The sequence below is a fragment of the Halobacterium sp. KA-6 genome (assembly GCF_021029015.1).
Lineage (GTDB): Archaea > Halobacteriota > Halobacteria > Halobacteriales > Halobacteriaceae > Halobacterium.
This window is the reverse complement of sequence record NZ_JAJJZH010000002.1, coordinates 419,095-439,222: the sequence shown is the minus strand read 5'-3', so window position 1 is coordinate 439,222 and position 20,128 is coordinate 419,095. Positions and strand designations below refer to the sequence as shown.

General features: G+C 69.7%; 21 protein-coding genes. 14 read left to right on the top strand and 7 right to left on the bottom strand.

Annotated elements, in window-relative coordinates; translation table 11 throughout:
* Nucleotides 1–196: 196 nt before the first annotated feature.
* Together LPA46_RS07340 and LPA46_RS07335 are read right to left on the bottom strand one after the other, a co-directional pair.
* The gene (locus LPA46_RS07340) at nucleotides 197–724 is read right to left on the bottom strand and encodes a 2'-5' RNA ligase family protein (RefSeq protein WP_230891981.1); all 528 of its coding nucleotides are present in this window, start codon (nucleotides 722–724) and stop codon (nucleotides 197–199) included.
* Nucleotides 725–761: 37 nt separating this feature from the next.
* Complete coding sequence (locus LPA46_RS07335) at nucleotides 762–956, bottom strand: DUF7554 family protein (protein WP_230889742.1); 195 nt, start codon at nucleotides 954–956, stop codon at nucleotides 762–764.
* Between the two features lie 310 nt (nucleotides 957–1,266).
* On the opposite strand from LPA46_RS07335, the gene LPA46_RS07330 reads away from it, so the two are divergent.
* From LPA46_RS07330 to thrC, 11 genes are all read left to right on the top strand, one after another.
* The gene (locus tag LPA46_RS07330) at nucleotides 1,267–2,487 is read left to right on the top strand and encodes an argininosuccinate synthase (RefSeq protein WP_230891980.1); all 1,221 of its coding nucleotides are present in this window, start codon (nucleotides 1,267–1,269) and stop codon (nucleotides 2,485–2,487) included.
* Entirely contained in the window at nucleotides 2,484–4,013 is a 1,530-nt protein-coding gene (gene argH, locus LPA46_RS07325) for an argininosuccinate lyase (RefSeq protein WP_230891979.1), read from the top strand. Before LPA46_RS07330 ends, argH begins: the two co-directional genes overlap by 4 nt.
* A gap of 230 nt (nucleotides 4,014–4,243) precedes the next feature.
* On the top strand, nucleotides 4,244–4,408 hold the full coding sequence (lysW, locus tag LPA46_RS07320) for a lysine biosynthesis protein LysW (RefSeq protein ID WP_058984487.1): 165 nt from the start codon (nucleotides 4,244–4,246) through the stop codon (nucleotides 4,406–4,408).
* 1 nt (nucleotide 4,409) lies between these two features.
* On the top strand, nucleotides 4,410–5,276 hold the full coding sequence (lysX, locus tag LPA46_RS07315; RefSeq protein WP_230891978.1) for a lysine biosynthesis protein LysX: 867 nt from the start codon (nucleotides 4,410–4,412) through the stop codon (nucleotides 5,274–5,276).
* Entirely contained in the window at nucleotides 5,276–6,316 is a 1,041-nt protein-coding gene (argC, locus tag LPA46_RS07310) for an N-acetyl-gamma-glutamyl-phosphate reductase (protein ID WP_230891977.1), read from the top strand. The genes lysX and argC overlap by 1 nt, the downstream gene beginning before the upstream one ends.
* On the top strand, nucleotides 6,313–7,149 hold the full coding sequence (locus LPA46_RS07305; protein ID WP_230889747.1) for an acetylglutamate/acetylaminoadipate kinase: 837 nt from the start codon (nucleotides 6,313–6,315) through the stop codon (nucleotides 7,147–7,149). The genes argC and LPA46_RS07305 overlap by 4 nt, the downstream gene beginning before the upstream one ends.
* A complete protein-coding gene (locus LPA46_RS07300; RefSeq protein WP_230891976.1) occupies nucleotides 7,146–8,258 on the top strand; it encodes an aspartate aminotransferase family protein in 1,113 nt (370 codons plus the stop codon). Before LPA46_RS07305 ends, LPA46_RS07300 begins: the two co-directional genes overlap by 4 nt.
* Nucleotides 8,255–9,265 carry a [LysW]-lysine hydrolase gene (locus tag LPA46_RS07295; protein WP_230891975.1) on the top strand — a complete coding sequence of 337 codons (1,011 nt, stop codon included), beginning with the start codon at nucleotides 8,255–8,257 and terminating at the stop codon, nucleotides 9,263–9,265. Before LPA46_RS07300 ends, LPA46_RS07295 begins: the two co-directional genes overlap by 4 nt.
* The gene (gene argF, locus LPA46_RS07290; RefSeq protein ID WP_230889750.1) at nucleotides 9,253–10,134 is read left to right on the top strand and encodes an ornithine carbamoyltransferase; all 882 of its coding nucleotides are present in this window, start codon (nucleotides 9,253–9,255) and stop codon (nucleotides 10,132–10,134) included. Before LPA46_RS07295 ends, argF begins: the two co-directional genes overlap by 13 nt.
* Before the next feature lie 45 nt (nucleotides 10,135–10,179).
* On the top strand, nucleotides 10,180–10,344 hold the full coding sequence (locus tag LPA46_RS07285) for a hypothetical protein (RefSeq protein ID WP_230891974.1): 165 nt from the start codon (nucleotides 10,180–10,182) through the stop codon (nucleotides 10,342–10,344).
* 60 nt (nucleotides 10,345–10,404) lie between these two features.
* Nucleotides 10,405–11,652, top strand: coding sequence for a threonine synthase (thrC, locus tag LPA46_RS07280; RefSeq protein WP_230891973.1), 1,248 nt, complete (start codon nucleotides 10,405–10,407; stop codon nucleotides 11,650–11,652).
* Nucleotides 11,653–11,658: 6 nt separating this feature from the next.
* Here the strand turns inward: thrC and LPA46_RS07275 are convergent, their stop codons facing one another.
* Together LPA46_RS07275 and serA are read right to left on the bottom strand one after the other, a co-directional pair.
* Nucleotides 11,659–12,102 carry an acyl-CoA thioesterase gene (locus LPA46_RS07275; protein WP_230889753.1) on the bottom strand — a complete coding sequence of 148 codons (444 nt, stop codon included), beginning with the start codon at nucleotides 12,100–12,102 and terminating at the stop codon, nucleotides 11,659–11,661.
* Nucleotides 12,103–12,134: 32 nt separating this feature from the next.
* Nucleotides 12,135–13,718: a phosphoglycerate dehydrogenase gene (gene serA, locus LPA46_RS07270; RefSeq protein ID WP_230891972.1), complete on the bottom strand. Its 1,584-nt coding sequence runs from the start codon at nucleotides 13,716–13,718 to the stop codon at nucleotides 12,135–12,137.
* Nucleotides 13,719–13,939: 221 nt separating this feature from the next.
* Here serA and LPA46_RS07265 point away from each other — a divergent pair, with 221 nt between their 5' ends.
* The 3 genes from LPA46_RS07265 to LPA46_RS07255 all read left to right on the top strand — a co-directional run bounded on the left by LPA46_RS07265 (nucleotide 13,940) and on the right by LPA46_RS07255 (nucleotide 16,217).
* Nucleotides 13,940–14,731 carry an HpcH/HpaI aldolase family protein gene (locus LPA46_RS07265; protein ID WP_230891971.1) on the top strand — a complete coding sequence of 264 codons (792 nt, stop codon included), beginning with the start codon at nucleotides 13,940–13,942 and terminating at the stop codon, nucleotides 14,729–14,731.
* 51 nt (nucleotides 14,732–14,782) lie between these two features.
* On the top strand, nucleotides 14,783–15,418 hold the full coding sequence (gene serB, locus LPA46_RS07260) for a phosphoserine phosphatase SerB (RefSeq protein WP_230889756.1): 636 nt from the start codon (nucleotides 14,783–14,785) through the stop codon (nucleotides 15,416–15,418).
* Nucleotides 15,419–15,680: 262 nt separating this feature from the next.
* Complete coding sequence (locus LPA46_RS07255; RefSeq protein ID WP_230889757.1) at nucleotides 15,681–16,217, top strand: DUF7344 domain-containing protein; 537 nt, start codon at nucleotides 15,681–15,683, stop codon at nucleotides 16,215–16,217.
* On the opposite strand, the gene LPA46_RS07250 is transcribed toward LPA46_RS07255, so the two are convergent.
* From LPA46_RS07250 to LPA46_RS07240, 3 genes are all read right to left on the bottom strand, one after another.
* Complete coding sequence (locus LPA46_RS07250) at nucleotides 16,218–17,513, bottom strand: O-acetylhomoserine aminocarboxypropyltransferase/cysteine synthase family protein (RefSeq protein ID WP_230889758.1); 1,296 nt, start codon at nucleotides 17,511–17,513, stop codon at nucleotides 16,218–16,220.
* Between the two features lie 104 nt (nucleotides 17,514–17,617).
* Nucleotides 17,618–18,799, bottom strand: a complete 1,182-nt coding sequence (gene metX, locus LPA46_RS07245; RefSeq protein WP_230891970.1) for a homoserine O-acetyltransferase MetX — start codon at nucleotides 18,797–18,799, stop codon at nucleotides 17,618–17,620.
* Entirely contained in the window at nucleotides 18,799–20,082 is a 1,284-nt protein-coding gene (locus tag LPA46_RS07240; protein WP_230891969.1) for an O-acetylhomoserine aminocarboxypropyltransferase/cysteine synthase family protein, read from the bottom strand. The genes metX and LPA46_RS07240 overlap by 1 nt, the downstream gene beginning before the upstream one ends.
* Nucleotides 20,083–20,128: the final 46 nt, after the last annotated feature.

The window sequence follows — 20,128 nt, the reverse complement described above, 5'->3', positions numbered from 1 at the left end:
CCCTTTCAGTCCACCCGTAGCCGGCTGGCAAGCCGGTAATTGGGCGGACTGAAAGGGGCGGCGGGCTGCGGGAAGCACGGCGAAGTAAGCACGCGAGCATCGCGAGCGCGCGCAGCAAACCGCGCGACCGTAGCCCGCCGGGGCTTTCGAGGTGTTACAATCGGTGACTGAACGAGCAGCCGAGGAAACAGCGAATCTACGCGGGAAGAGAGAGCGTGTCGACGCGTTCGCCGTATTCGGCGTCGTAGAGGTAGAGCTCCTCGATGTTCCACGTGACGGGGCCGACGCGGCGGCCGTCGACGTTCTCGACGGCGCGGCGGCCGCGGAAGCCGTCGGCGTCGCGGGCGAGCGTGACGTGGGGGTCGTAGTCGTCGCCGCCTTCCATCACGGGCACGGGGTCGAACACCTCGCAGAGGCGCTGGTGGAGGTTGTGGAGGCCGGGGCTCTCGACGGCGAGGTAGACGACGGGGCTGGAGCCGTTCGGCGGGTTCTCGAACGTGTCGACTTCGGCGACGCGGGCTTCGACGACGGGCGCGCCGGCGAGGGCGTCCTGCGCGGTCTGCCACGCGGTGCGGAGCTGCTTGCGGTCGTCGGCGGGGAGGCGTTTGACGAGGAGGGTCTGTTCGCGGCGCTCACGGACGCGAGCGAACCCCGACAGCGCCGGGCGGAGGTCCGCAGCGACCTCCTTGACCGCGTCCGGCACCGGAGCGTTCACGCTGTACACACGCTCTAGTGGGGGCTGGAGCGGGAAAGCGCTGACGTTAGATGCGGTCGAGCAGCCACAGCACGAGCAGGATGAGCACGACCACAGCGATGAGCGGCTGGGCGATGCCGAGCAGGCCGGCGAGCGCGCCGACAATCTCCCCGAGGATTTCCAGCGCGAGCCAGACGACGACCAGCACGAGCACGATTTTCAGCAAGTCTTCGACGTCGATGCCGCCACGGGCTGATGTCATATAGTTATGCTAGCGGAGCACGCGGATAAGGATTCAGGCAGACGTGTGGTGTGTTACCGCAGATGGCAAGACCACGGGACGGGAGCAACGTTTAAGCACTCGGGACTGTTCGGAGCAGGTAATGACACAGTCGCCGGCTCACGCCCGCCGCTCGCCCGCTGTGAGCCGCGGGGCCGCCGGCTGTTCGGCGTCCTCCCGTCGCGTGCCGCGACGACCGGGGTCCTTCTGACCCCACTATAGCTACATTCCTCGTTTTCGGTCTCGCATCACTTCCCGACTACCGCGGCACACAACACACACGGAACACAGAATGACAGGAGGAACGGTCGCGCTCGCCTTCTCCGGCGGGCTCGACACGACGGTCTGCGTACCGCTGCTGAAAGAAGAGTACGGCTACGACGACGTCATCGGCGTCACAGTCGACGTCGGCCAGCCCGAGTCCGAATTCGCCGAAGCCCACGAGACGGCCGACGCGCTCGGCGTCGACCACTACGTGGTGGACGCGAAAGCCGACTTCGCCGACCTCTGCTTCGAGGCAGTCCAGGCGAACGCGAGTTACCAGGGCTACCCGCTCGGGACGGCGCTCGCGCGCCCGATCATCGCGGAAGCGATTCTGGGTGTCGCCGAGGAACAGGGCTGCACGGCGCTGGCACACGGCTGCACCGGCAAAGGCAACGACCAACTGCGCTTCGAGGCCGTCTGGCGCGCCAGCGACCTCGACGTCATCGCCCCGGTCCGCGAGCTCGGTCTCACGCGCGAGTGGGAAATCGACTACGCCGACGAGAAGGGCCTGCCAGTCGAGGCGGGCAACGAAGGCGAGTGGAGTATCGACACGAACCTCTGGAGCCGCAGCGTCGAGGGCGGCCAGCTCGAAGACCCCGGCTACGAGCCGCCGGAGGACATCTACGACTGGACTGACGCCCCGAGTGACGAGACCGAGACCATCGACATCGAGTTCGAGCAGGGCGTCCCGGTCGCCGTCGACGGCGACGAGATGGAGCCGGTGCCGCTCATCGAGTACCTCAACGACCTCGCCGGGAGCTACGGCGTCGGCCGCACGGACATGATGGAGGACCGCATGCTCGGTCTGAAGGTCCGCGAGAACTACGAGCACCCGGCGGCGACGACGCTGCTCACGGCCCACGAGGCGCTCGAACAGCTCGTCCTGACGAAAGACGAGCGCGACTTCAGCCAGCAGGTCAGCCAGCAGTGGTCCCAGAAGGCCTACGAGGGCCTCGTCGACCACCCGCTGATGGACGCGCTGAACGGTTTCTTCGAGGGTACCCAGCAGAAGGTCACGGGTACGGTCACCATCAAATTCGAGGGCGGGCAGGCCCGTCCGGTCGCCCGCGAGAGCGAGTACGCGGTGTACTCCGCGGACGCCGCGAGCTTCGACACGGAGACCGTCAACGGCATCGAGCAGGGCGACGCGACCGGCGTCGCGAAGTACCACGGCTTCCAGTCCCGCCTCGCGAACGCGAGCAAGCCGGAACTGGCGCCGGATGGAGGCGACGAGGCGTCCGACGAATGAGCGGGGAGAACGACGGCACGGTGGTGCGCCGCGACCGCTTCAGCGGCGGCCCCGCGCGGTCGTTCCTCTCCTCGATGGATGCCGACCACCGCATCTTCGCCGCGGACCTCGCTGTCGACCGCGCGCACGTCATGATGCTCGCCGAACAGGGTATTATCGACAGCGACGAGGCGGCGACGATTCTCGACGCGCTCGACAGCGTCGAGGACGCCGGCTTCGACGCGCTCCCCGACGGCGAGGACGTCCACGAAGCGATCGAGACTGCGGTCGTCGAACGCGTCGGCCCGGTCGGCGGGAAGATGCACACGGCGCGCTCGCGCAACGACGAGGTCGCTACCTGCATCCGGTGTCGCCTCCGCGAGGACGTACTGGGCGCCCTCGAGGCGGTACTCGCGCTCCGCGCGGCGCTCGCGGAGGTCGCCGAGGCCGAAGCGGAGACCGTGATGCCGGGGTACACGCACCTCCAGCCCGCGCAGCCGACGACGGTCGCGCACTGGGCGCTCTCCTACGAGGGGACGCTCGCGCGCGACACCGGCCGGCTGCTGGACGCATTCGACCGCACGAACGAATCGCCGCTGGGCGCGGCGGCGTTCGCGGGCACCACGTTCGACGTGGACCGCGAGCGTACCGCCGACCTCCTCGGCTTCGACGGCGTCGTGACGAATTCGATGGACGCGTCGGCGAGCCGCGACTTCCTCCTCGAGACGGTGGCGGCGCTGTCCTCGGTCGCGGTGACGTGCTCGGGGCTCGCGGAGGACGTCGTCCTGTTCGCGAACCGCGGGTTCGTGGAACTCAGCGACGACTACTCCTCGACGTCCTCGATTATGCCTCAGAAGAAGAACCCGGACACGCTGGAACTCGTGCGCGCGACCGCGGGCGACGCGGTGGGCGCGTACACGAGTCTCGCGACGACGCTGAAGGGGCTGCCGCGGGCGTACAACCGCGATCTCCAGCGTGCGACACCGCACGCGTGGGAGGCCGTCGACGACGTGACGGACGCCGCGGAGGTAGCCGCTGGCGCGGTCGCGACCGCGGAGTGGCCCGCCGAGGAACTCGAGGCCGCAGCAGGCGAGGGGTTCTCGACGGCGACCGGCGTGGCGGACGCGCTCGCGGCGGCGGGGATGCCGTTCCGCACCGCCCACGAAATCGTCGCGCTCGCGGCCGAACACGGCGAGGCCGCGGACGCGACCAACTCGGTCCCGGAGAGCCACGCCAGCGACGGCATCAGCGGCGTCGCGGGCGAGCACGGCGCGGACCTCGTCGCGGTGGACGCGGCGGCCCGCGAAGTGACCGGGAAGCCGCTGTCGGAACTCGCAGACCCGGAGCTCGTGGCCGCGGCGCTGGACCCCGTGACGAACGTCGCACAGCGCGACTCCACGGGCGGCCCCGCGCCCGACGCCGTTCGCGAGGCGCTCGACGACGTGCAGGTCGCGCTCGCGGCGGACGAGGCAGCGGTCGCGGACCACGAGGAGGCGCTGGCCGCGGCGGCCGACGACCTCGCTGCGGAGGTGGCGGCGTATGAGTGAGGCGGCCGCTGCCACAGCCGGTGACGACCAGCCAGCGAGCACGCCAGCCGGCCTGCGACGAGACCGACCGCCCCTCCGTGGGCAAATAGTCAACATACTTACTATGTATCTGGTTTCGGTTGGTCGCTCTTTTCGGGCGTTTTCGCGCCGTTAGATGCTTCTCTCGGTCGTAAAAGAAGTTTGACAGGTCCGATTAGTTTAAGTGCTATCAGTGAGAACGTGGGAGTGCTATGAGCACATGTCCCGAATGCGGGTCCGACGTGGCCCTGCACGACGACCTCGAAGTCGGCGAAATCGTCGACTGCGACACCTGTGGCACCGAACTGGAAGTCGTCGACACCGCCCCGCCGGTCCTCGATCGAGCGCCCGAGCTCTCCGAGGACTGGGGGGAGTAAGTTGCGCGTCGGCATCCTGTACTCCCGGATTCGGAAGGACGAGAAACTGCTGCTGGCCGAACTCCGCGAGCGCGGTCACGACGTCGGGAAAGTCGACGTCCGCAAGCACGGGTTCGGCCTCGACGGCACCGACGCCGCCCTCGAGGACTGCGACCTCGTGGTGGACCGCTGCCTGGCGACCAGCCGCAGCAAGTACGCCACGGAGTTCTGCAAGCACTACGACGTCCCCGTCGTGAACAGCCCCGACACCGCGGCCGTCTGCGCGGACAAAGTGCGGACGAGCCTCGCGCTGGACGACGCGGGACTCCCCACGCCCGACACCACGGTCGCGTTCACCACCGAGAGCGCGCTGGAGGCCGTCGAGTCGTACGGCTACCCCTGCGTGCTGAAGCCCGTCGTGGGCTCGTGGGGGCGCCTGATGGCGAAACTCGACTCGCGGAACGCCGCCGAGGCGGTCCTCGAACACAAGGCGACGCTGGGGCACTACGAGCACAAGGTGTTCTACATCCAGGACTTCGTCGAGAAGCCGGGCCGGGACATCCGCGTGCTGGCGACCGACGGCGAGCCCGTCGCCGCGATGACGCGCTCGGGCGACCACTGGTTGACCAACGCCGCGAAGGGCGCGGAGACGAACTCCTTCGAGGTCGACGAGGAGGTCGCCGAACTCGTCGAGACCGCGAGCGACGCGGTCGGCGGCGGCCTGCTGGGTGTGGACCTGATGGAGACCGGCGACGGCTACACCGTCCACGAGGTCAACCACACCGTCGAATTCAAGGCGCTGAACGACGCCAGCGACGTGGACGTCCCGGCCGTGGTCGTCGACTGGCTGGAGAACCGCGCCGCCGCGGAAGTGGAGGTGACGCCCTGATGGCCGAGGGCACGACCGCCACGGTCGTCGGCGGGAGCGGGTTCGCGGGCGGCGAACTCCTCCGCCTGCTCGCCGGCCACCCCGACTTCGAGGTGGCGCAGGCGACCAGCCGCGAGTACGCGAACAAGACCGTCGGGAGCGTCCACCCGAACCTCCGCGACCTCGACCTGCGGTTCACGCCGCCGACGGACCTCGAATCCGTCGACGTGCTGTTCGCGGCGGCGCCCCACGGCGTCGCGATGGACCACCTCGACGAGTGGCAGGACGCCGCGGACACCGTCGTCGACTTGAGCGCGGACTTCCGCCTCGAAACGGAATCACAGTACGACGAGTGGTACGATGGCCACAGCGCGCCCGAGTACCTCGACGACGGGGTGTACGCGCTCCCCGAATTGAGTCGGGGCGACCTGCCGGGAGCGGACCTGATTGCGGGCGGCGGCTGCAACGCCACCGCGACGATTCTCGGCCTGCTCCCGCTGCAGGAAGCCGGCCTCCTCGACGACGCGCACGTCGTCGTGGACGTGAAAGTCGGCTCCTCGGAGGGCGGCGCGGGCGGCGGGCCCGCGTCCTCGCACCCCGAGCGCTCTGGCGTCGTGCGCCCGTACGCGCCCACGGGTCACCGCCACGAGGCCGAAATCGAGCAGGAACTCGGCCTCTCCGTCTCGTTCACCGCGCACGCCGTGGACATGGTCCGCGGCGCGAGCGCGACCTGCCACGTGTTCCCCGAGGAGACGCCTTCGACCGGCGACCTCTGGAGCGCGTACCGCGGGACGTACGAGGACGAGCCATTCGTGGACATCGTCGCGGGCGGCAGCGGCGTCTACCGCTACCCCGAGCCGAAGGCCGTCGCCGGCACGAACGGCGCGGAAGTCGGCTTCGAACTGGACGAGGACAACGGCCGCATCGTGGCGTTCTCGGCCATCGACAACATGATGAAAGGCTCCGCGGGTCAGGCCGTCCACGCCGCGAACGTCGCGCTCGGCTTCGAGGAGTCCGCGGGCCTCGACCAGCTCGGGTTGCACCCGGTGGGGAGTCCATGACGGTGGTTGTGAAAATCGGCGGCGCGCGCGCCGTCGACCCGGCTGGCGCGGTGACCGACGTCGCGCACCTCTCGGTGAACGACGAGGACGTCGTGGTCGTCCACGGCGGGTCGACGGCGGTCGACGACGCGCTCGACCAGATGGGCAAGGAGCCCGACTATGTCGAGTCGCCGTCGGGCGTCACCGGCCGGTTCACGGACGCGGAGACGATGGACGTCTTCGAGATGGCGATGGGGAAGGTCAACACCGACCTCGTCGCGGCGTTCGAGAACGCGGGCGTGCCCGCGGTCGGCCTCAACGGCGTCGACGGGAAACTGCTGACGGGGCCGCGGAAGTCCGCGGTGCGCGTCGTTGAGGACGGCAAGCGGAAGATTCGCCGCGGCGAGCACTCCGGCACCATCGAGGACGTCAACACCGACCTGCTGGAGGCCCAACTCGACGCGGGCTACGTGCCCGTGGTGTCGGTGCCGATGTTCGCGAAGGAGAGCGACGACGAGGAGGAGTGGACGCCCGTGAACGCGGACGCGGACCGCGCGGCGGCAGCCGTCGCGGGCGCGCTCGACGCGACGCTGGTCGTGCTGACCGACGTCGAGGGCGTCTACGCGGACCCCGACGACCCGACTTCGCTCATCGAGGAAGTACTGACTCCGACGGACCTCGACGGCGCGAAGGAGGCCGCTGAGGGGTTCATGACGAAGAAGGTGCTGGCGGCGACCGAAGCACTCGAAGGCGGCGCGGAGTCGGTTGTGGTGTCGGACGCGAACCGCCGCGACCCCATCGTCGCCGCGCTCGAAGGGGCTGGGACGCGCTTCAGCCCGGAGGCTCTCTCATGAGCGGCTTCGTCTTCGGGGAGAAGCCCATCCAGATCGAGTCCGGGGAGGGACCGTACGTCTACGACGACGACGAAAACGAGTACCTCGACATGGGCGCGTCGTACGCGTGCGCGCCGGTCGGCCACTGCCACCCCGACGTGGTCGAAGCCGTCGAATCTCAGGCCAGCGACCTGCTGTTCGTACAGGGCTCGTACCCCACCGAGACGCGGACAGCGCTCTACGACCGCCTCGGCGACCTCGCGCCCGGCGAGCTGGACAACGTCTGGCTCTGCAATTCGGGGACCGAAGCGAACGAGGCGGCGCTGAAGTTCGCGCGCCACGCGACCGGCCGCGAGAAGGTCGTCGCGGCGAAGCGCGCGTTCCACGGCCGCACGCTCGGTGCGCTGGCGGCGACGTGGAAGCAGAAGTACCGCGAGGGGTTCGCAGTCCCCGAGCACGTGGAGTTCGTGGACTACGGTGACAGCGACGCGCTCGCCGAGGCCGTCGACGACGAGACGGCGGCGGTCATCCTCGAACCGATTCAGGGCGAGGGTGGCGTCCACCCCGCGCCCGAGGGCTACCTGCAGGCCGCCCGCGACGCGTGCGACGAGACGGGCGCGGCGCTCGTCTTCGACGAGATTCAGACCGGGCTCGGGCGCACGGGCTCGCTGTGGGCGTGCGAGCAGGCCGGCGTCGTGCCGGACGCGCTCACCGTCGCGAAGGGGCTGGGCAGCGGCCTCCCCATCGGCGCGACGCTGGTCGCGGACTGGCTCGCCGAGGACAGTGGCGACCACGGCTCGACGTTCTCCGGCGGCCCCGTACCGTGCGCGGCAGCGCTCGCGACGCTCGACGTTCTGGAGGACGACAACCTCGCGGCGAACGCGGCGAGCGTCGGCGACTACCTCCAAGAGCAACTCGCGGAACTTCCAGTGCGGGACGTTCGCGGCGACGGCCTGATGATTGGCGTCGAGGTGAAACGGGGGGCGAACCGGGCGCTGCGCGCGCTCGCGATGAACCACGGGATTCTCGCGCTCCCCGCGGGACGGACCGTGGTGCGCCTCTTACCGCCGCTAACTGTCACCGAGTCCCACGCCGACCGCGTGGTCGACGCGCTCGCTGAGGAGCTATGACCCCACGGGAGCTGCTCCGCGACCTCGTCTCGACCCCCTCCGTTTCGGGTGCGGAATCCGAGGCTGCGGGGGTGCTCGTGGACTACTTCGAGAGCCACGGCCGCGAGGCGTGGACCGACGACGCCGGCAATGTCCGCGCGCCCGGCGACGACAGCGTGCTCCTCACGAGCCACGTCGACACCGTCCCCGGCTACATCGACGTTCGCGTCGAAGATGGGGAACTTTGGGGCCGGGGCAGCGTTGACGCGACCGGGCCGCTGGCCGCGATGGCGGCGGCGAGCGTCGAGACCGGCGCGTCGTTCGCGGGCGTCGTCGAGGAAGAGACGACCTCGGCGGGCGCGCGCCACCTCGTCGAGGACCGCGCGGAGCCCGACGCCGTCGTGAACGGCGAGCCGTCGGGCTGGGACGCGCTGACGCTGGGCTACCGCGGGCTCGTCGCGGGCACCTACGAGGTCGCCACCGAGAGCGGCCACTCCTCGCGGCCCGAGCCCAACGCGGTCCAGATTGCGACCGCGTGGACCGAGCGCGTGCGCGCGGCGTTCCCCGACGACGACACCGTCTTCGAGTCGGTGACCGTCAAGCCCGTCTCCTTCGACGGCGGGCTCGCCGAGGACGGGACGGCCGTCGAGGCGACCGTGGAGATGCAGTTCCGCCTGCCGCCCGGCACCACCGCCGACGTCGTCCGCGAGACGGTCGCGGACTGCACGGAGGCTGGCTCGGTGACGTGGACGGAGTCGATTCCGCCCGTCATGGCGAGCCCGCGGACGCCCGTCGCGGGCGCGCTCCGTGCGGGCATCCGGGACGCGGGCGGCGACCCCACGCACCTCCGGAAGACCGGGACGAGCGACGCGAACATCTACGCCGGCGCGTGGGACTGCCCCGTCGCCACCTACGGCCCCGGGGACTCCAACCTGGACCACGCGCCTGACGAACGCATCGACCTCGCCGCCTTCGACCGCGGCGTCGACGTACTCACCACCGCAGCAGACAGGCTATGCACTTCCTGACAATCGACGACCTCACGACCGACGAACTGGCCGGCGTCGTAGACGACGCGGCCGCGTTGAAGCGCGCGCAAGCCGACGGCATGCCCCACGAGGCCCTCCCCGGGCGCTCGCTGGCGATGCTGTTCGAGAAGCCGTCGACGCGAACACGCGTGAGCTTCGAGGTGGGGATGACCCAGCTCGGCGGCCACGGCGTCTTCCTCGGCGACGACGACATCCAACTGGGCCGCGGCGAACCCGTCGCGGACACCGCCCGCGCGCTCGGCCGGTACGTCGACGCGGTGATGGCGCGCGTCTTCGACCACGACGACCTCGAGGAGATTGCCGCGCACGCCGACGCGCCGGTCGTGAACGGCCTCACCGACGACGCCCACCCGTGTCAGGCGCTCGCGGACCTCCTGACGCTCCGGGAGGTCGTCGGCGACTCCGGGACCGTGGCGTGGGTCGGCGACGGCAACAACGTCGCGGCGTCGTTCACCGTCGGCGCGGCGATGATGGGCTACGACGTGCAAGTGGCGACGCCCGAGGAGTACGCGCTCGACGACTCCGTAATCGAACGCGCCGAGGAACACGGCGACGTGACCGTGACCACGGACCCCGAGGCCGCCACCGCGGACGCCGAAGTCGTCTACACGGACGTCTGGGTGAGCATGGGCCAGGAGAGCGAGCGCGAACAGCGCCTCGACGCCTTCGAGGGGTTCCAGGTCGACGACGACCTGCTCGGCGACGCCGCGTTCATGCACTGCCTGCCGGCGAACCGCGGCGAGGAGGTCACCGCCGACGTCATCGACGGCCCGCAGTCCGTCGTCTGGCAGCAGGCCGAGAACCGCCTGCACGCCCAGAAGGCGCTGCTCGTCGAACTCGTGGACTGACACCCACCGCCAGCTTTTCTGCCGCCGCCCGCGAGCGTGAGCGTGATGCCCGACAGCGCCCTCCAGCAGCACGTCGACGTCGCGCTCGTCCTCCTCGCCGCCAACTTCCTGTTGTTGTTCGCGCTCGCGCTCGAATTCGTCCCCGGCGCCGCAGTCGGCGTCGCCGTGCTCACCGGGCTCGTCGGCTACGGCGTGCTCCGGTCGAACTGAGCGCTGGCAAAAGCCGCAACACCCGCCCCGTATTTGTGTCTCCGTCACCGAGACGTGAGCATGACTGACCTCTCGCTGGGCGGCCCGACGCCCGACGTCGCCGACGACGGCGTCTGGCTGGCGTGCGTCGAGTGCGGCGACACCATCGCGCCGTTCGACGACGTGGTGTACGAGTGCCCGGACTGCGGCGGCCTGCTGGAAGCCCGCTACGCCGAGTATCCGACGTTCGACGAGTTCGCCGGCGACGGCGTCTGGCGGTACTCAGCAGCACTCCCGTTCCCGGAGGGCGTCTCGATTCGTGAGGGGAACACGCCGCTGTACGACGTCCCCGAAATCGAGGCCGAGGCGGACGTGGCGGACCTCCGCGTGAAACACGAGGGCGCGAACCCGACGGGGAGCTTCAAGGACCGCGGGATGACCGTCGGCGTGAAGGTCGCGGATAGGCTCGGCGTCGACCGACTCGCGTGCGCCTCCACGGGGAACACGTCCGCGGCTTTGGCAGCGTACGGCGCTCGCGCGAACACGCCCGTCCTCGTCCTCCTCCCCGCCGGCAAGGTCGCCGCGGGGAAGGTCGCACAGGCGGCCCTGCACGGCGCGCGCATCTGCGAGGTGGACGGCAACTTCGACGACTGCCTCGACGTCGTCGCGGAACTCGCCGACCGCGGCGAGGCGTACCTCCTCAACAGCCTCAACCCCTTCCGACTGGAAGGGCAGAAGACCATCGGCCTCGAAATCCTCGAGCAGTCGCGGGACGCCCACGGCCACCTCCCGGACCGCATCGTGCTCCCGGTCGGGAACGCGGGGAACACGGCGGCGCTGTACAAGTGCTTCCGCGAACTCGTCGAAGCGGGCGAACTCGAGGAGTCCGAGATGCCGAAGCTCACGGGCGTGCAGGCCGAGGGCGCGGCCCCGATGGTCGAGGCCGTCGAGAAGGGCCGCGACTACGTCGAGCGCTGGGACGACGTGGAGACGCGGGCGACCGCCATCCGCATCGGCAACCCCGTGAACGCGCCGAAGGCGCTGCCCGGCATCTACGACACGGGCGGCACGGCCGTCGCCGTCTCGGACGAGAAGATTACCGAGGCCCAGCGCATGCTCGCCGAGGACGGCGTCGGCGTGGAGCCGGCGTCCGCCGCGAGCGTCGCCGGCCTCCTGAAGCTCCGCGAGCGCGGCGACATCGACGCCGACGAGCGCGTCGTCTGCCTCACCACGGGCCACCTCCTGAAGGACCCCGAGGCGGCCGCCGAAGCCGGCGGCGACACGACGCCCGTCCCCGCGGACGCGGACGGCGTGCTGGACGCGCTGTAACTGTTCTCAGTCGGTTCCTTCGCTGGCGAGCGCTTCCTGTTCGAGCCGGCGGTCCCGGTCCGTCTCGACGGTTAATTCGGGCACTGTCGTCGGTTTCATCGCCTCGTCGACGGCGACGAACACGAAGTGCGAACTCGTCGTCTGCTCGGTCTCCCCAGTTCTTGGGTCCTCGCGGAACGCCCGCAGACGGACGCGCACGCTGCTCGTCCCGGCGTCGTAGGCGTACGACTCGATGGCGCAGATGTCGCCCTGCGGAATCGGGCGCTCGAAGTCGAGGCCGTTGATGCGCGCGGTGACGCACGTCGACCCCGCGAGCCGCATCGCGGACATCGCACCCACCTCGTCCATCCACTTCACGACGTTCCCGCCGTGCGCTGACGCGTAGTTGTTCGTGTCGTCGGGCTGGACGCGCACGCGGTTCTCGATGTACGTCTCCGAAACTGTCGGCACGAACGAACGCGCGGGCCGACGGGAGAAAAGGGTTACTCGCCGTTCAGCTCGATGTTGTGGACGTCGATGATGCGCTCGTCCGCGAGCAGTTCCTCGAGCGCCGCCTCGGGGACCGTGGAGTCGAGGTTGTAGACGGTGAGCGCCTCGCCGCCGATGGTCTCGCGGGCGTTGAACATCCCCGCGATGTTGACGTCGGCGTCGCCGAGCACGGTGCCGATGAAGCCGATGACGCCGGGCTCGTCCTTGTTGCGCGCGGCGAGCATGTGGCCGTGCGGGACGGCGTCGACGCGGTAGCCGTCGATTTTCACGAGCCGCGGGTCGTCGCCCGCGAACAGCGTGCCGGAGACGGTGAGGTCCTCGTCGCTGTTCCCGACCGTGACCGAGACGAGGCTCTGGAAGTCCTCGCTCTGCCGGGTCTTGGACTCGGTGACGTCGATGCCGCGCTCCTCCGCAACTCTCGGGGCGTTGACGGCGTTGACCTGCCACTCCAGCGGGTCGAAGACACCCTTCTGCGCGCTCGCGGTGACGAGTTCGAGGTCCTCCTCGGCGATGTCGCCCTCGTAGCTGACTTCGACGCGCTCGATGCGGCCGTCGAACAGCTGGGCGGCGACCTTCCCGGCAGTTTCGGCGAGGCCGATGTACGGCTCGATGCGGCCGAACGAGCTCTCGTCGACGCTCGGCGCGTTCAGGGCGTTCAGCACGGGTTCGTCGTTCAGCGCGGCGACGACCTGGTCGGCGGTCGAGGTGGCGACGTGCTCCTGGGCGGCCTGCGTGGACGCGCCGAGGTGCGGTGTCACGACGATGTCCTCGACGTCCAGCAGCGGCGAGTCCTCGGGGAGCGGCTCCTCCGCGAACACGTCGAGCGCTGCGCCCGCGAGCACGCCGTCCTCGACGGCGTCGGCGAGCGCGTCCTCGTCGACGACGCCGCCGCGCGCGACGTTGACGACGTAGCCGTCTTCGAGCTGGGCGAACTCGTCCTCACCGAGCAGGCCCTCCGTCTCGTCGGTGAGCGGGACGTGGACGGTGACGAAGTCCGCGCGCTCGATACACTCGTCGAATTCCACGAGGTCGGCGCCGAGCTGTTCGGCGCGCTCCTCGCCGATGTAGGGGTCGTAGGCGACGAGGTCCATGCCGAGGCCGCCGAGGCGCTTGGCGACCTCCTGTCCGACGCGACCGAGGCCGACAACGCCCAGTGTCTTCCCGTTGAGTTCCGTGCCGAGGAACTCGCCTTTCGCCCACTCGCCGTCCTTGAGGCGACCGTGGGCCTGGGGGATGGAGCGCGCGGCGGCGAACGCCATCGCGACGCTGTGCTCGGCGGCCGCGCGGACGTTGCCCTCGGGGGCGTTGGCGACGATAACGCCGTGTTCGGTGGCGGCGTCGATGTCGATGTTGTCCACGCCGATGCCGGCGCGACCGACGATGACGAGGTCGTCGGCGGCGTCGAAGACTTCCTCGGTGACTTCGGTGCCGGAGCGGACGATGAGGCCGTGGGCGTCGCTGACGGCGTCGAGGAGCGCGTCGCCCTCCACGTCGTAGGCGGTTTCGACGTCGTGGCCCGCCTCGCGGAGTCGGTCGAGGCCGGCGTCCGCGATGGGGTCCGTGACGAGTACCTTCATGCGAAGTCGGTCGGTTCACTCGCGGATAAGCGTTTCCGCACGTGCACGAATTGTCGGTGGTTCACGTACCACCAGAATAGGCATATTCGTGTAATATCGCGCCGCGGGAAGTGGACGTTTGCCCACGCCCGCGTCCGAATCCGGCGGGGCTTGCCGGACTCGGCTGCTTCGGCGGCCGGCTGGCCCCGCAGCCTATACGGCGAGCGCGCGACGGCAGACACATGCCCGCGTCACAACCGACGAACCAGTTGCGCGAGCGCGTTCAGGACGGCGGCGTCGCCGTCGGCGTGCTCGACTCGACGTACAGCCCGACGCTCGTGGAGTTCTACGGCGAACTCGGCGTGGACTTCGTGTGGCTGGACTTCGAGCACGGCGGACCCGACCCGTGGGACGGCCCCAGCGTCGAGAACCTTCTGCGAGCGGCCGAACGCACCGACGTCGAACTGCTCGTGCGGCTGCCCGACACGGAGCCGACGCTCGTGCGGAAGGCCCTTGACCTCGGTGTTCGGAACGCCTTCCTGCCGCGCGTCGAGACCGCCGCGGAGGTCGAAGCCGCCGTGAAGTCCGCGCGCTTCGAGCACGACGGCGACCCAGGGAACCGGGGACTGGGGTCGCCGCGGGCGCGCCGCTGGGGGCTCGGCAAGGACTACGTCGCCCACGAGGACCGCGAGACGATGGTCGGCACCACCATCGAGACCCGGGAAGCCGTCGAGAACATCGACGAGATTCTCGCCGTCCCCGAACTCGGCTTCGTCTTCCTCGGGCCGCTGGACCTCTCGGTCGCGTACGGCCACCCCGGGGAAGTCGACCACCCGGACGTACAGGAAGCCGTCGAGAACGTCCGCTCAGCGGCTGTCGACGCCGGCGTCCCGGTCGGCGGGCTCGCGTTCGGAATGGACGACGCCGCGGCGAAAGCCGAGAACGGCTACCAAATTCTGAACCTCGGGAGCACCACGGGCGCCATCAAGGAGGTCGTCTCGGGCTGGCTCGACGACTTCGGCACTCGCGAGTAACGTCTGCCAGAGGAGCGACGCTTTTCCCTGCCCGTCGCCTAGGCCGCGCTAATGACGCTCGTCGCGTTCGACTTCGACGGCACGCTCGCGGACTCGGAGATGATGGACCGCCTCGCCGCCCACCACGGCGTCGGCGACGAAGTGTCCAGTATCACCGAGCGCGCGATGCGCGGGGAGCTCTCCTACGCCGAGAGCCTCCGCGAACGAGCCAGCCTCGTCGGTGGCCTCTCCTCGACGGACGCCGCCGACGTGTACAGCGACGTCCGCCTGCGGGACGGCGCGGGCGAACTGCTCGGGAAACTCTCGGACGACGGCGTCCGCGTCGTCGTGCTCACGGGCGGGTTCGGGCCCGGCGTGGAGGCCGCGCTCGACGCCGCGGGTGTGACCGTCGACCGCGTCGTCGCTAACAGCCTGCCGGAGGCCGACGGCGAACTCACGGGCGACGTAGAGGGTCCGCTCATCGAGGGGACGAAAGACGACGCGCTCGTGGACATCTGTGCCGAGTTCGGGGTGGACGTGGCGGACTCCGTGGCCGTCGGTGACGGTGCCAACGACGCGCCGATGCTCGACGAGGCCGGCTGCGGCGTCGGTTTCCAGCCGAAACCCGGCGTGGAGGAGCACTGCGACACGGTCGTCGCGTCGATGGCCGAATTAGAAGCGCTGCTGCGCGAGCGGAAGGTTCTGTAAGGGATAGAACCGCCCGCAGGTGCTGCGGGCGACGGGGTTCTGCGTTCCTTGTTGAAGCGTGTGACGAGAAACCCGCGACGGGTGGAGTCGCGGGGTTTCCCGGGCCGGACGGCCAGGGCACACTGAGCGATACCGACCCGGGCGACTTCCGCTACACCCCTCTCACTCTTGCTTAATTGGTCGTTAAGGTCGCTTTCCTCACGTGATTGGCGGCGCGTCGGCAACGGAAGGTTGATTGGCTGAAACGACAAATCGAGAGGTAGTGGCGGCCGACAAACCGGACACGGACGAACTCCCCGAGACCGACATCCACGACGTCCTCCGCAACGACCGGCGGCGCATGGTCATCGAACTGCTCGGCGACGCCGAAGAGCCGGTGACCGCGCGGGAGCTCTCGGAAGTCATCGCGGCGCGGGAGACCGGCGAGGAGCCGCCGCCCCGCAACGTCCGACAGAGCGTCTACATCTCGCTCCAACAGACCCACCTGCCGAAGCTCGCGGAACTCGGCATCGTGGAGTACGACGAACAGACCAAGGAAGTACGGCCCGCGGAGAACGCGCCCGCGGTCGGCGTCTACATGGAGGTCGTCCCGAAGTACGGCCTCTCGTACGCCGAGTACTACGCCGCGCTGGGCGTGCTCGGCGCGCTCCTCGTGACTGCGGCCGAAGTCGGCGTTCCGGGCGTGAGCGCGGTGGGCGCGAGCGTCTGGGCAGTCGCCGTCTTCGCCGTGCTCGTGGCGTCCGCGGCGTACCAGACGTACAGCCAGCGGAGCACGCTCGTCCACCGACTGCGGGACTGACTACCGCGAGGCCTCCTCGATGGCAGCTTCGAGGTCCGCGACCACGTCCGCGGGGTCCTCGATGCCGACGCTCAGCCGCACGAGGTCGTCGCGGACGCCCGCGGCTTCCTTCTCCTCGTCGGTGAGCTGCTGGTGGGTGGTGCTGGCGGGGTGGATGATGAGCGTCTTCGCGTCCCCGACGTTCGCCAGCAGGCTCGCGAGGTCGGTGTTCTCCGTGGTCTCCTTGGCGGCCTCGTAGCCGGCTTCCAATCCGAAGGTGATCATGCCGCCGTAGCCGCCGTCCAGGTACTCCGTGGCGTTGTCGTGGGTCGGGTGGTCCTCGAGGCCCGGATACGTGACCCACGCGACGTCCTCGTGGTCGACGAGGTACTCGGCGACCTTCTGGGCGTTCTCGCAGTGTTTCTCCATGCGCAGCGGTAGCGACTCCAGCTTCTCGAGGGTCTGCCACGCGTCGAACGGCGACTGCTGGTTGCCGAGGTCGCGCAGGCCGCGCGCGATGGCGGTGTACGTGAACGCCGCGTCCCCGAAGCGCTCCGCGAAATTCACGCCGTGGTAGGCGGGGTTGTCCTTCGCGACTTCTGGGAATTTGTCGGCGTACTCCTCCCACGGGAACTCGCCGCCGTCGACGAGCGCGCCGCCGACGGTGGTGCCGGCCCCGTGAATCCACTTTGTGGTGGAGTGCCAGACGATGTCCGCGCCGTGCTCGAGCGGGTTGCAGAGGTACGGCGTCGCGAACGTGTTGTCCACAATCAGGGGGACGCCGGCTTCGTCCGTAATCTCGCCGAGGCGCTCGAAGTCCGGCGTCGTCAGACTCGGGTTGCCGATGGTCTCGACGAGCACGTAGGCGGTGTCCTCGTCGATGGCCTCCTCGTAGGCGTCGTAGTCGAGGGCGTCGACGAACTCCGTCTCGACGCCGCGGCGCTCGACGCTATGCGTGAGGTAGGTGTACGTCCCGCCGTAGAGGTCGCTGGACGCGACGATGTTGTCGCCCGCGCTCGCGAGCACGAACGTCGCGAGGTCAAGGCTCGCCATCCCCGAGGACGTCGCGATGGCGCCGATGCCGCCCTCGAGCGCCGCGAGGCGCTCCTGGAGCGTCTCGACGGTCGGGTTCATCAGCCGCGAGTAGATGTACCCCGGCTTCTCCAGGGCGAACTGCGCGGCCGCGTCGTCGCTGTCCTCGAAGACGTACGACGTCGTCTGGTAGATTGGCGGCGCCCGCGACCCGGTCGCCGGGTCGACTTCCTGGCCCGCGTGGACGCTGTTCGTGTCGAAACCGTAGTCGTCTCCGTCTCCCATGCGTGGTACTGCGTGCCCCGGGGTCGTTAAGCCGGGGGGTCGCCCGCAGTTCCTGCCGGCTACGGTGACGCTCGCTCGGACGGGAATCCGACGAGAGAGGGGTGCTACCCGGAGAAGAGGCTGTTGTGGACGGGGGCGTACAGCGTCCGACGGTCGTCGTCGTGGTCGACGGTGTCCGTGACGGCGCGGCCGGCGACGCCGTTCGCGAGGAAGTCACGGAGCGGCGGGCCGACGGACTCGGGTTCGACGAGAAACGCGTCGTGGCCGTGGTCGGATTCGACGACGTGGTGCGAGACCGGGACCTCCTGCTCGCGGAACGCCTGCGCGACGCCCTCGCTCTGGTCGACCGTGAAGTGCCAGTCGCCCGTGAACGACACCAGCAGGGCTTCGCCGGCGAACGCGCCGACGGCGCTGGCGTCCGAATCGTAGCCCTCCGCGAGGTCGTAGTCGTCCATCGCGCGCGTCAGGTAGAGGTAGCTGTTCGCGTCGAAGCGGTCGGTGAATTTCTCGGCCTGGTAGTCGAGATAGGATTCGACGTCCCGGTACGGGAAGAACGCGCCCGCGTCGTCCACGGGGAACGCGTCGCTGCCGGCTTCGCGGCCCGCAGTACGGCGGCCGAACTTCCGCTCCATGGAGTCCTTCGAGAGGTACATCAAGTGGCCGAGTTGGCGGGCGAGCGCGAGGCCTTGCTCGGGGAACTCGCCGTCGTAGTAGTCGCCGCCGTTCCAATTCGCGTCGCCGCGGATGGCGCGACGGGCGACCGCGTTCAGGCCGAGACACTGCGCGTCGAGGCGTGGCGCGGCGGCGATGGCGGCGACGCGGCGGGCGTCGTCGGGGAAGCGACGCGCCCAGTCGAGGGCGTTCATGCCGCCGACGCTACCGCCGAGGACGGCGTGCAGGCGGCCGACGCCGAGGTCGTCGAGCAGGCGGCGCTGGCTGCGCGTCCAGTCGCCCACCGTGACCGGCGGGAAGTCCGTGCCCCACGGCTCGCCGTCCGGCCCCTCGCTGGCGGGGCCGTCGGTGCCGTAGCACGACCCGGGGACGTTCGCGCAGACGACGTAGTACTCGTTCGTGTCGATGGCCTTTCCGGGGCCGACGACGTCGTGCCACCAGCCGCGGCCCTGACCGTCGCCGCGGCCGCGGACGTGCTGGCTGCCCGTGAGCGCGTGACAGACGAGGACCGCGTTGTCGCCCGTGAATTCGCCGTACGTCTCGTAGGCGACGGTGAAGTCCTCGATTGTCTGCCCGCTCTCGAACTCGAACTCGTCGAAGGTAGTCGTGGGCATCAGTGGGCGTCCTCCAGCGCTCGGTCGAAGTCGGCGAGCACGTCCGCGGTGTCCTCGATGCCGACGGAGACGCGAATCATGTCGGGGCTGACACCGGCGGCCCGCTGCTCGTCCTCGGAGAGCTGTGCGTGCGTGGTGCTCGCGGGGTGGATGACGAGCGTCTTCGCGTCACCGACGTTCGCCGCGAACGACGCCAGTTCGACGCCCTCGCAGACGGCCTTCGCGGCGTCGAAGCCGCCCTCGGGCCCGAACGTGAGCATCCCGCCGTAACCATCGTCCAAGTACTCGCTGGCGGCGTCGTGCGTGGGGTGGTCGTCGTGGCCGGGGTAGGAGACCCACGCGACGTCCTCGTGGTCCGCGAGGAAGTCCGCGAGCGCGGCGGCGTTCTCGCAGTGGCGGTCCATCCGCAGCGGCAGCGTCTCGACGCCCTGCATCGTTTGCCACGCGTCGAAGGGCGTCTGGCCGGTGCCGGTGGCGCGGACGGCGCGCTGGCGGACGGCCGCGGCGAGCGCGCGGTCGCCGAAGCGCTCCGTGAAGTCGAAGCCGTACGCGGGGTTCTCGCCGGAGAGTTCGGGGAAGTCGGCGTCCGGGTGGTCCCACGGGAACGTCCCGCCGTCGACGACGACGCCCCCCAGAGTCGTGCCCGCGCCGTGGAGCCACTTGGTCGTGGACTCCCAAACGATGTCCGCGCCGTGCTCGATTGGCCGGCAGAGGTGCGGGGTGGCGAACGTGTTGTCCACGACGAGGGGAACGGCGTGGTCGTGGGCGACGTCCGCGATGGCCTCGAAGTCGGGCGTGACGAGCGACGGGTTCGCGATGGTCTCGACGTGGACGAACGCGGTGTCCTCGTCGATGGCAGCCTCGACGGCCGCGGGGTCGAGGGCGTCGACGGTCCGGGTGTCGATGCCGCGCTTGCCGGCGATGTGCGAGAAGTACGTGCCGGTACCGCCGTACATGTCCTCGCTGGCGACGATGTTCCGGCCGGCTTCGGCGAGCACGGTGGTGATGCCGTCGATGGCCCCCATGCCGGCGTTCGTGGCGACGGCGTCGACGCCGCCTTCGAGGCTCGCGAGGCGGTCCTCCAGCGTCGACACCGTGGGGTTGGAGATGCGCGAGTAGACGTCTGCCTCGGACTCCAAGGCGTACCTGTCGGCGGCGTCGTCGGCGTCCGGGAAGACGTACGACGTGGTCTGGTAGATGGGCGGGGCGCGCGCCCCTGTCTCGTCGGGCTTCTGGCCCGCGTGGACGCTGCGGGTGTGTCGCCCGCCGCTCGCGTCAGTCATGTACTGAAGTAATATAGCCCGAAAAGAATATGCATGCCAGTTACGG

Coding starts and splice junctions, on each gene's coding strand:
- LPA46_RS07240 (WP_230891969.1), bottom strand. CDS start 20,082: ATGACTGACGCGAGCGGCGGGCGACACACCCGCAGCGTCCACGCGGGC.
- LPA46_RS07335 (WP_230889742.1), bottom strand. CDS start 956: ATGACATCAGCCCGTGGCGGCATCGACGTCGAAGACTTGCTGAAAATC.
- LPA46_RS07295 (WP_230891975.1), top strand. CDS start 8,255: ATGACCCCACGGGAGCTGCTCCGCGACCTCGTCTCGACCCCCTCCGTT.
- serB (WP_230889756.1), top strand. CDS start 14,783: ATGACGCTCGTCGCGTTCGACTTCGACGGCACGCTCGCGGACTCGGAG.
- thrC (WP_230891973.1), top strand. CDS start 10,405: ATGACTGACCTCTCGCTGGGCGGCCCGACGCCCGACGTCGCCGACGAC.
- argF (WP_230889750.1), top strand. CDS start 9,253: ATGCACTTCCTGACAATCGACGACCTCACGACCGACGAACTGGCCGGC.
- argC (WP_230891977.1), top strand. CDS start 5,276: ATGGCCGAGGGCACGACCGCCACGGTCGTCGGCGGGAGCGGGTTCGCG.
- LPA46_RS07300 (WP_230891976.1), top strand. CDS start 7,146: ATGAGCGGCTTCGTCTTCGGGGAGAAGCCCATCCAGATCGAGTCCGGG.
- LPA46_RS07285 (WP_230891974.1), top strand. CDS start 10,180: ATGCCCGACAGCGCCCTCCAGCAGCACGTCGACGTCGCGCTCGTCCTC.
- LPA46_RS07265 (WP_230891971.1), top strand. CDS start 13,940: ATGCCCGCGTCACAACCGACGAACCAGTTGCGCGAGCGCGTTCAGGAC.
- LPA46_RS07330 (WP_230891980.1), top strand. CDS start 1,267: ATGACAGGAGGAACGGTCGCGCTCGCCTTCTCCGGCGGGCTCGACACG.
- LPA46_RS07250 (WP_230889758.1), bottom strand. CDS start 17,513: ATGGGAGACGGAGACGACTACGGTTTCGACACGAACAGCGTCCACGCG.
- metX (WP_230891970.1), bottom strand. CDS start 18,799: ATGCCCACGACTACCTTCGACGAGTTCGAGTTCGAGAGCGGGCAGACA.
- lysW (WP_058984487.1), top strand. CDS start 4,244: ATGAGCACATGTCCCGAATGCGGGTCCGACGTGGCCCTGCACGACGAC.
- serA (WP_230891972.1), bottom strand. CDS start 13,718: ATGAAGGTACTCGTCACGGACCCCATCGCGGACGCCGGCCTCGACCGA.
- LPA46_RS07305 (WP_230889747.1), top strand. CDS start 6,313: ATGACGGTGGTTGTGAAAATCGGCGGCGCGCGCGCCGTCGACCCGGCT.
- argH (WP_230891979.1), top strand. CDS start 2,484: ATGAGCGGGGAGAACGACGGCACGGTGGTGCGCCGCGACCGCTTCAGC.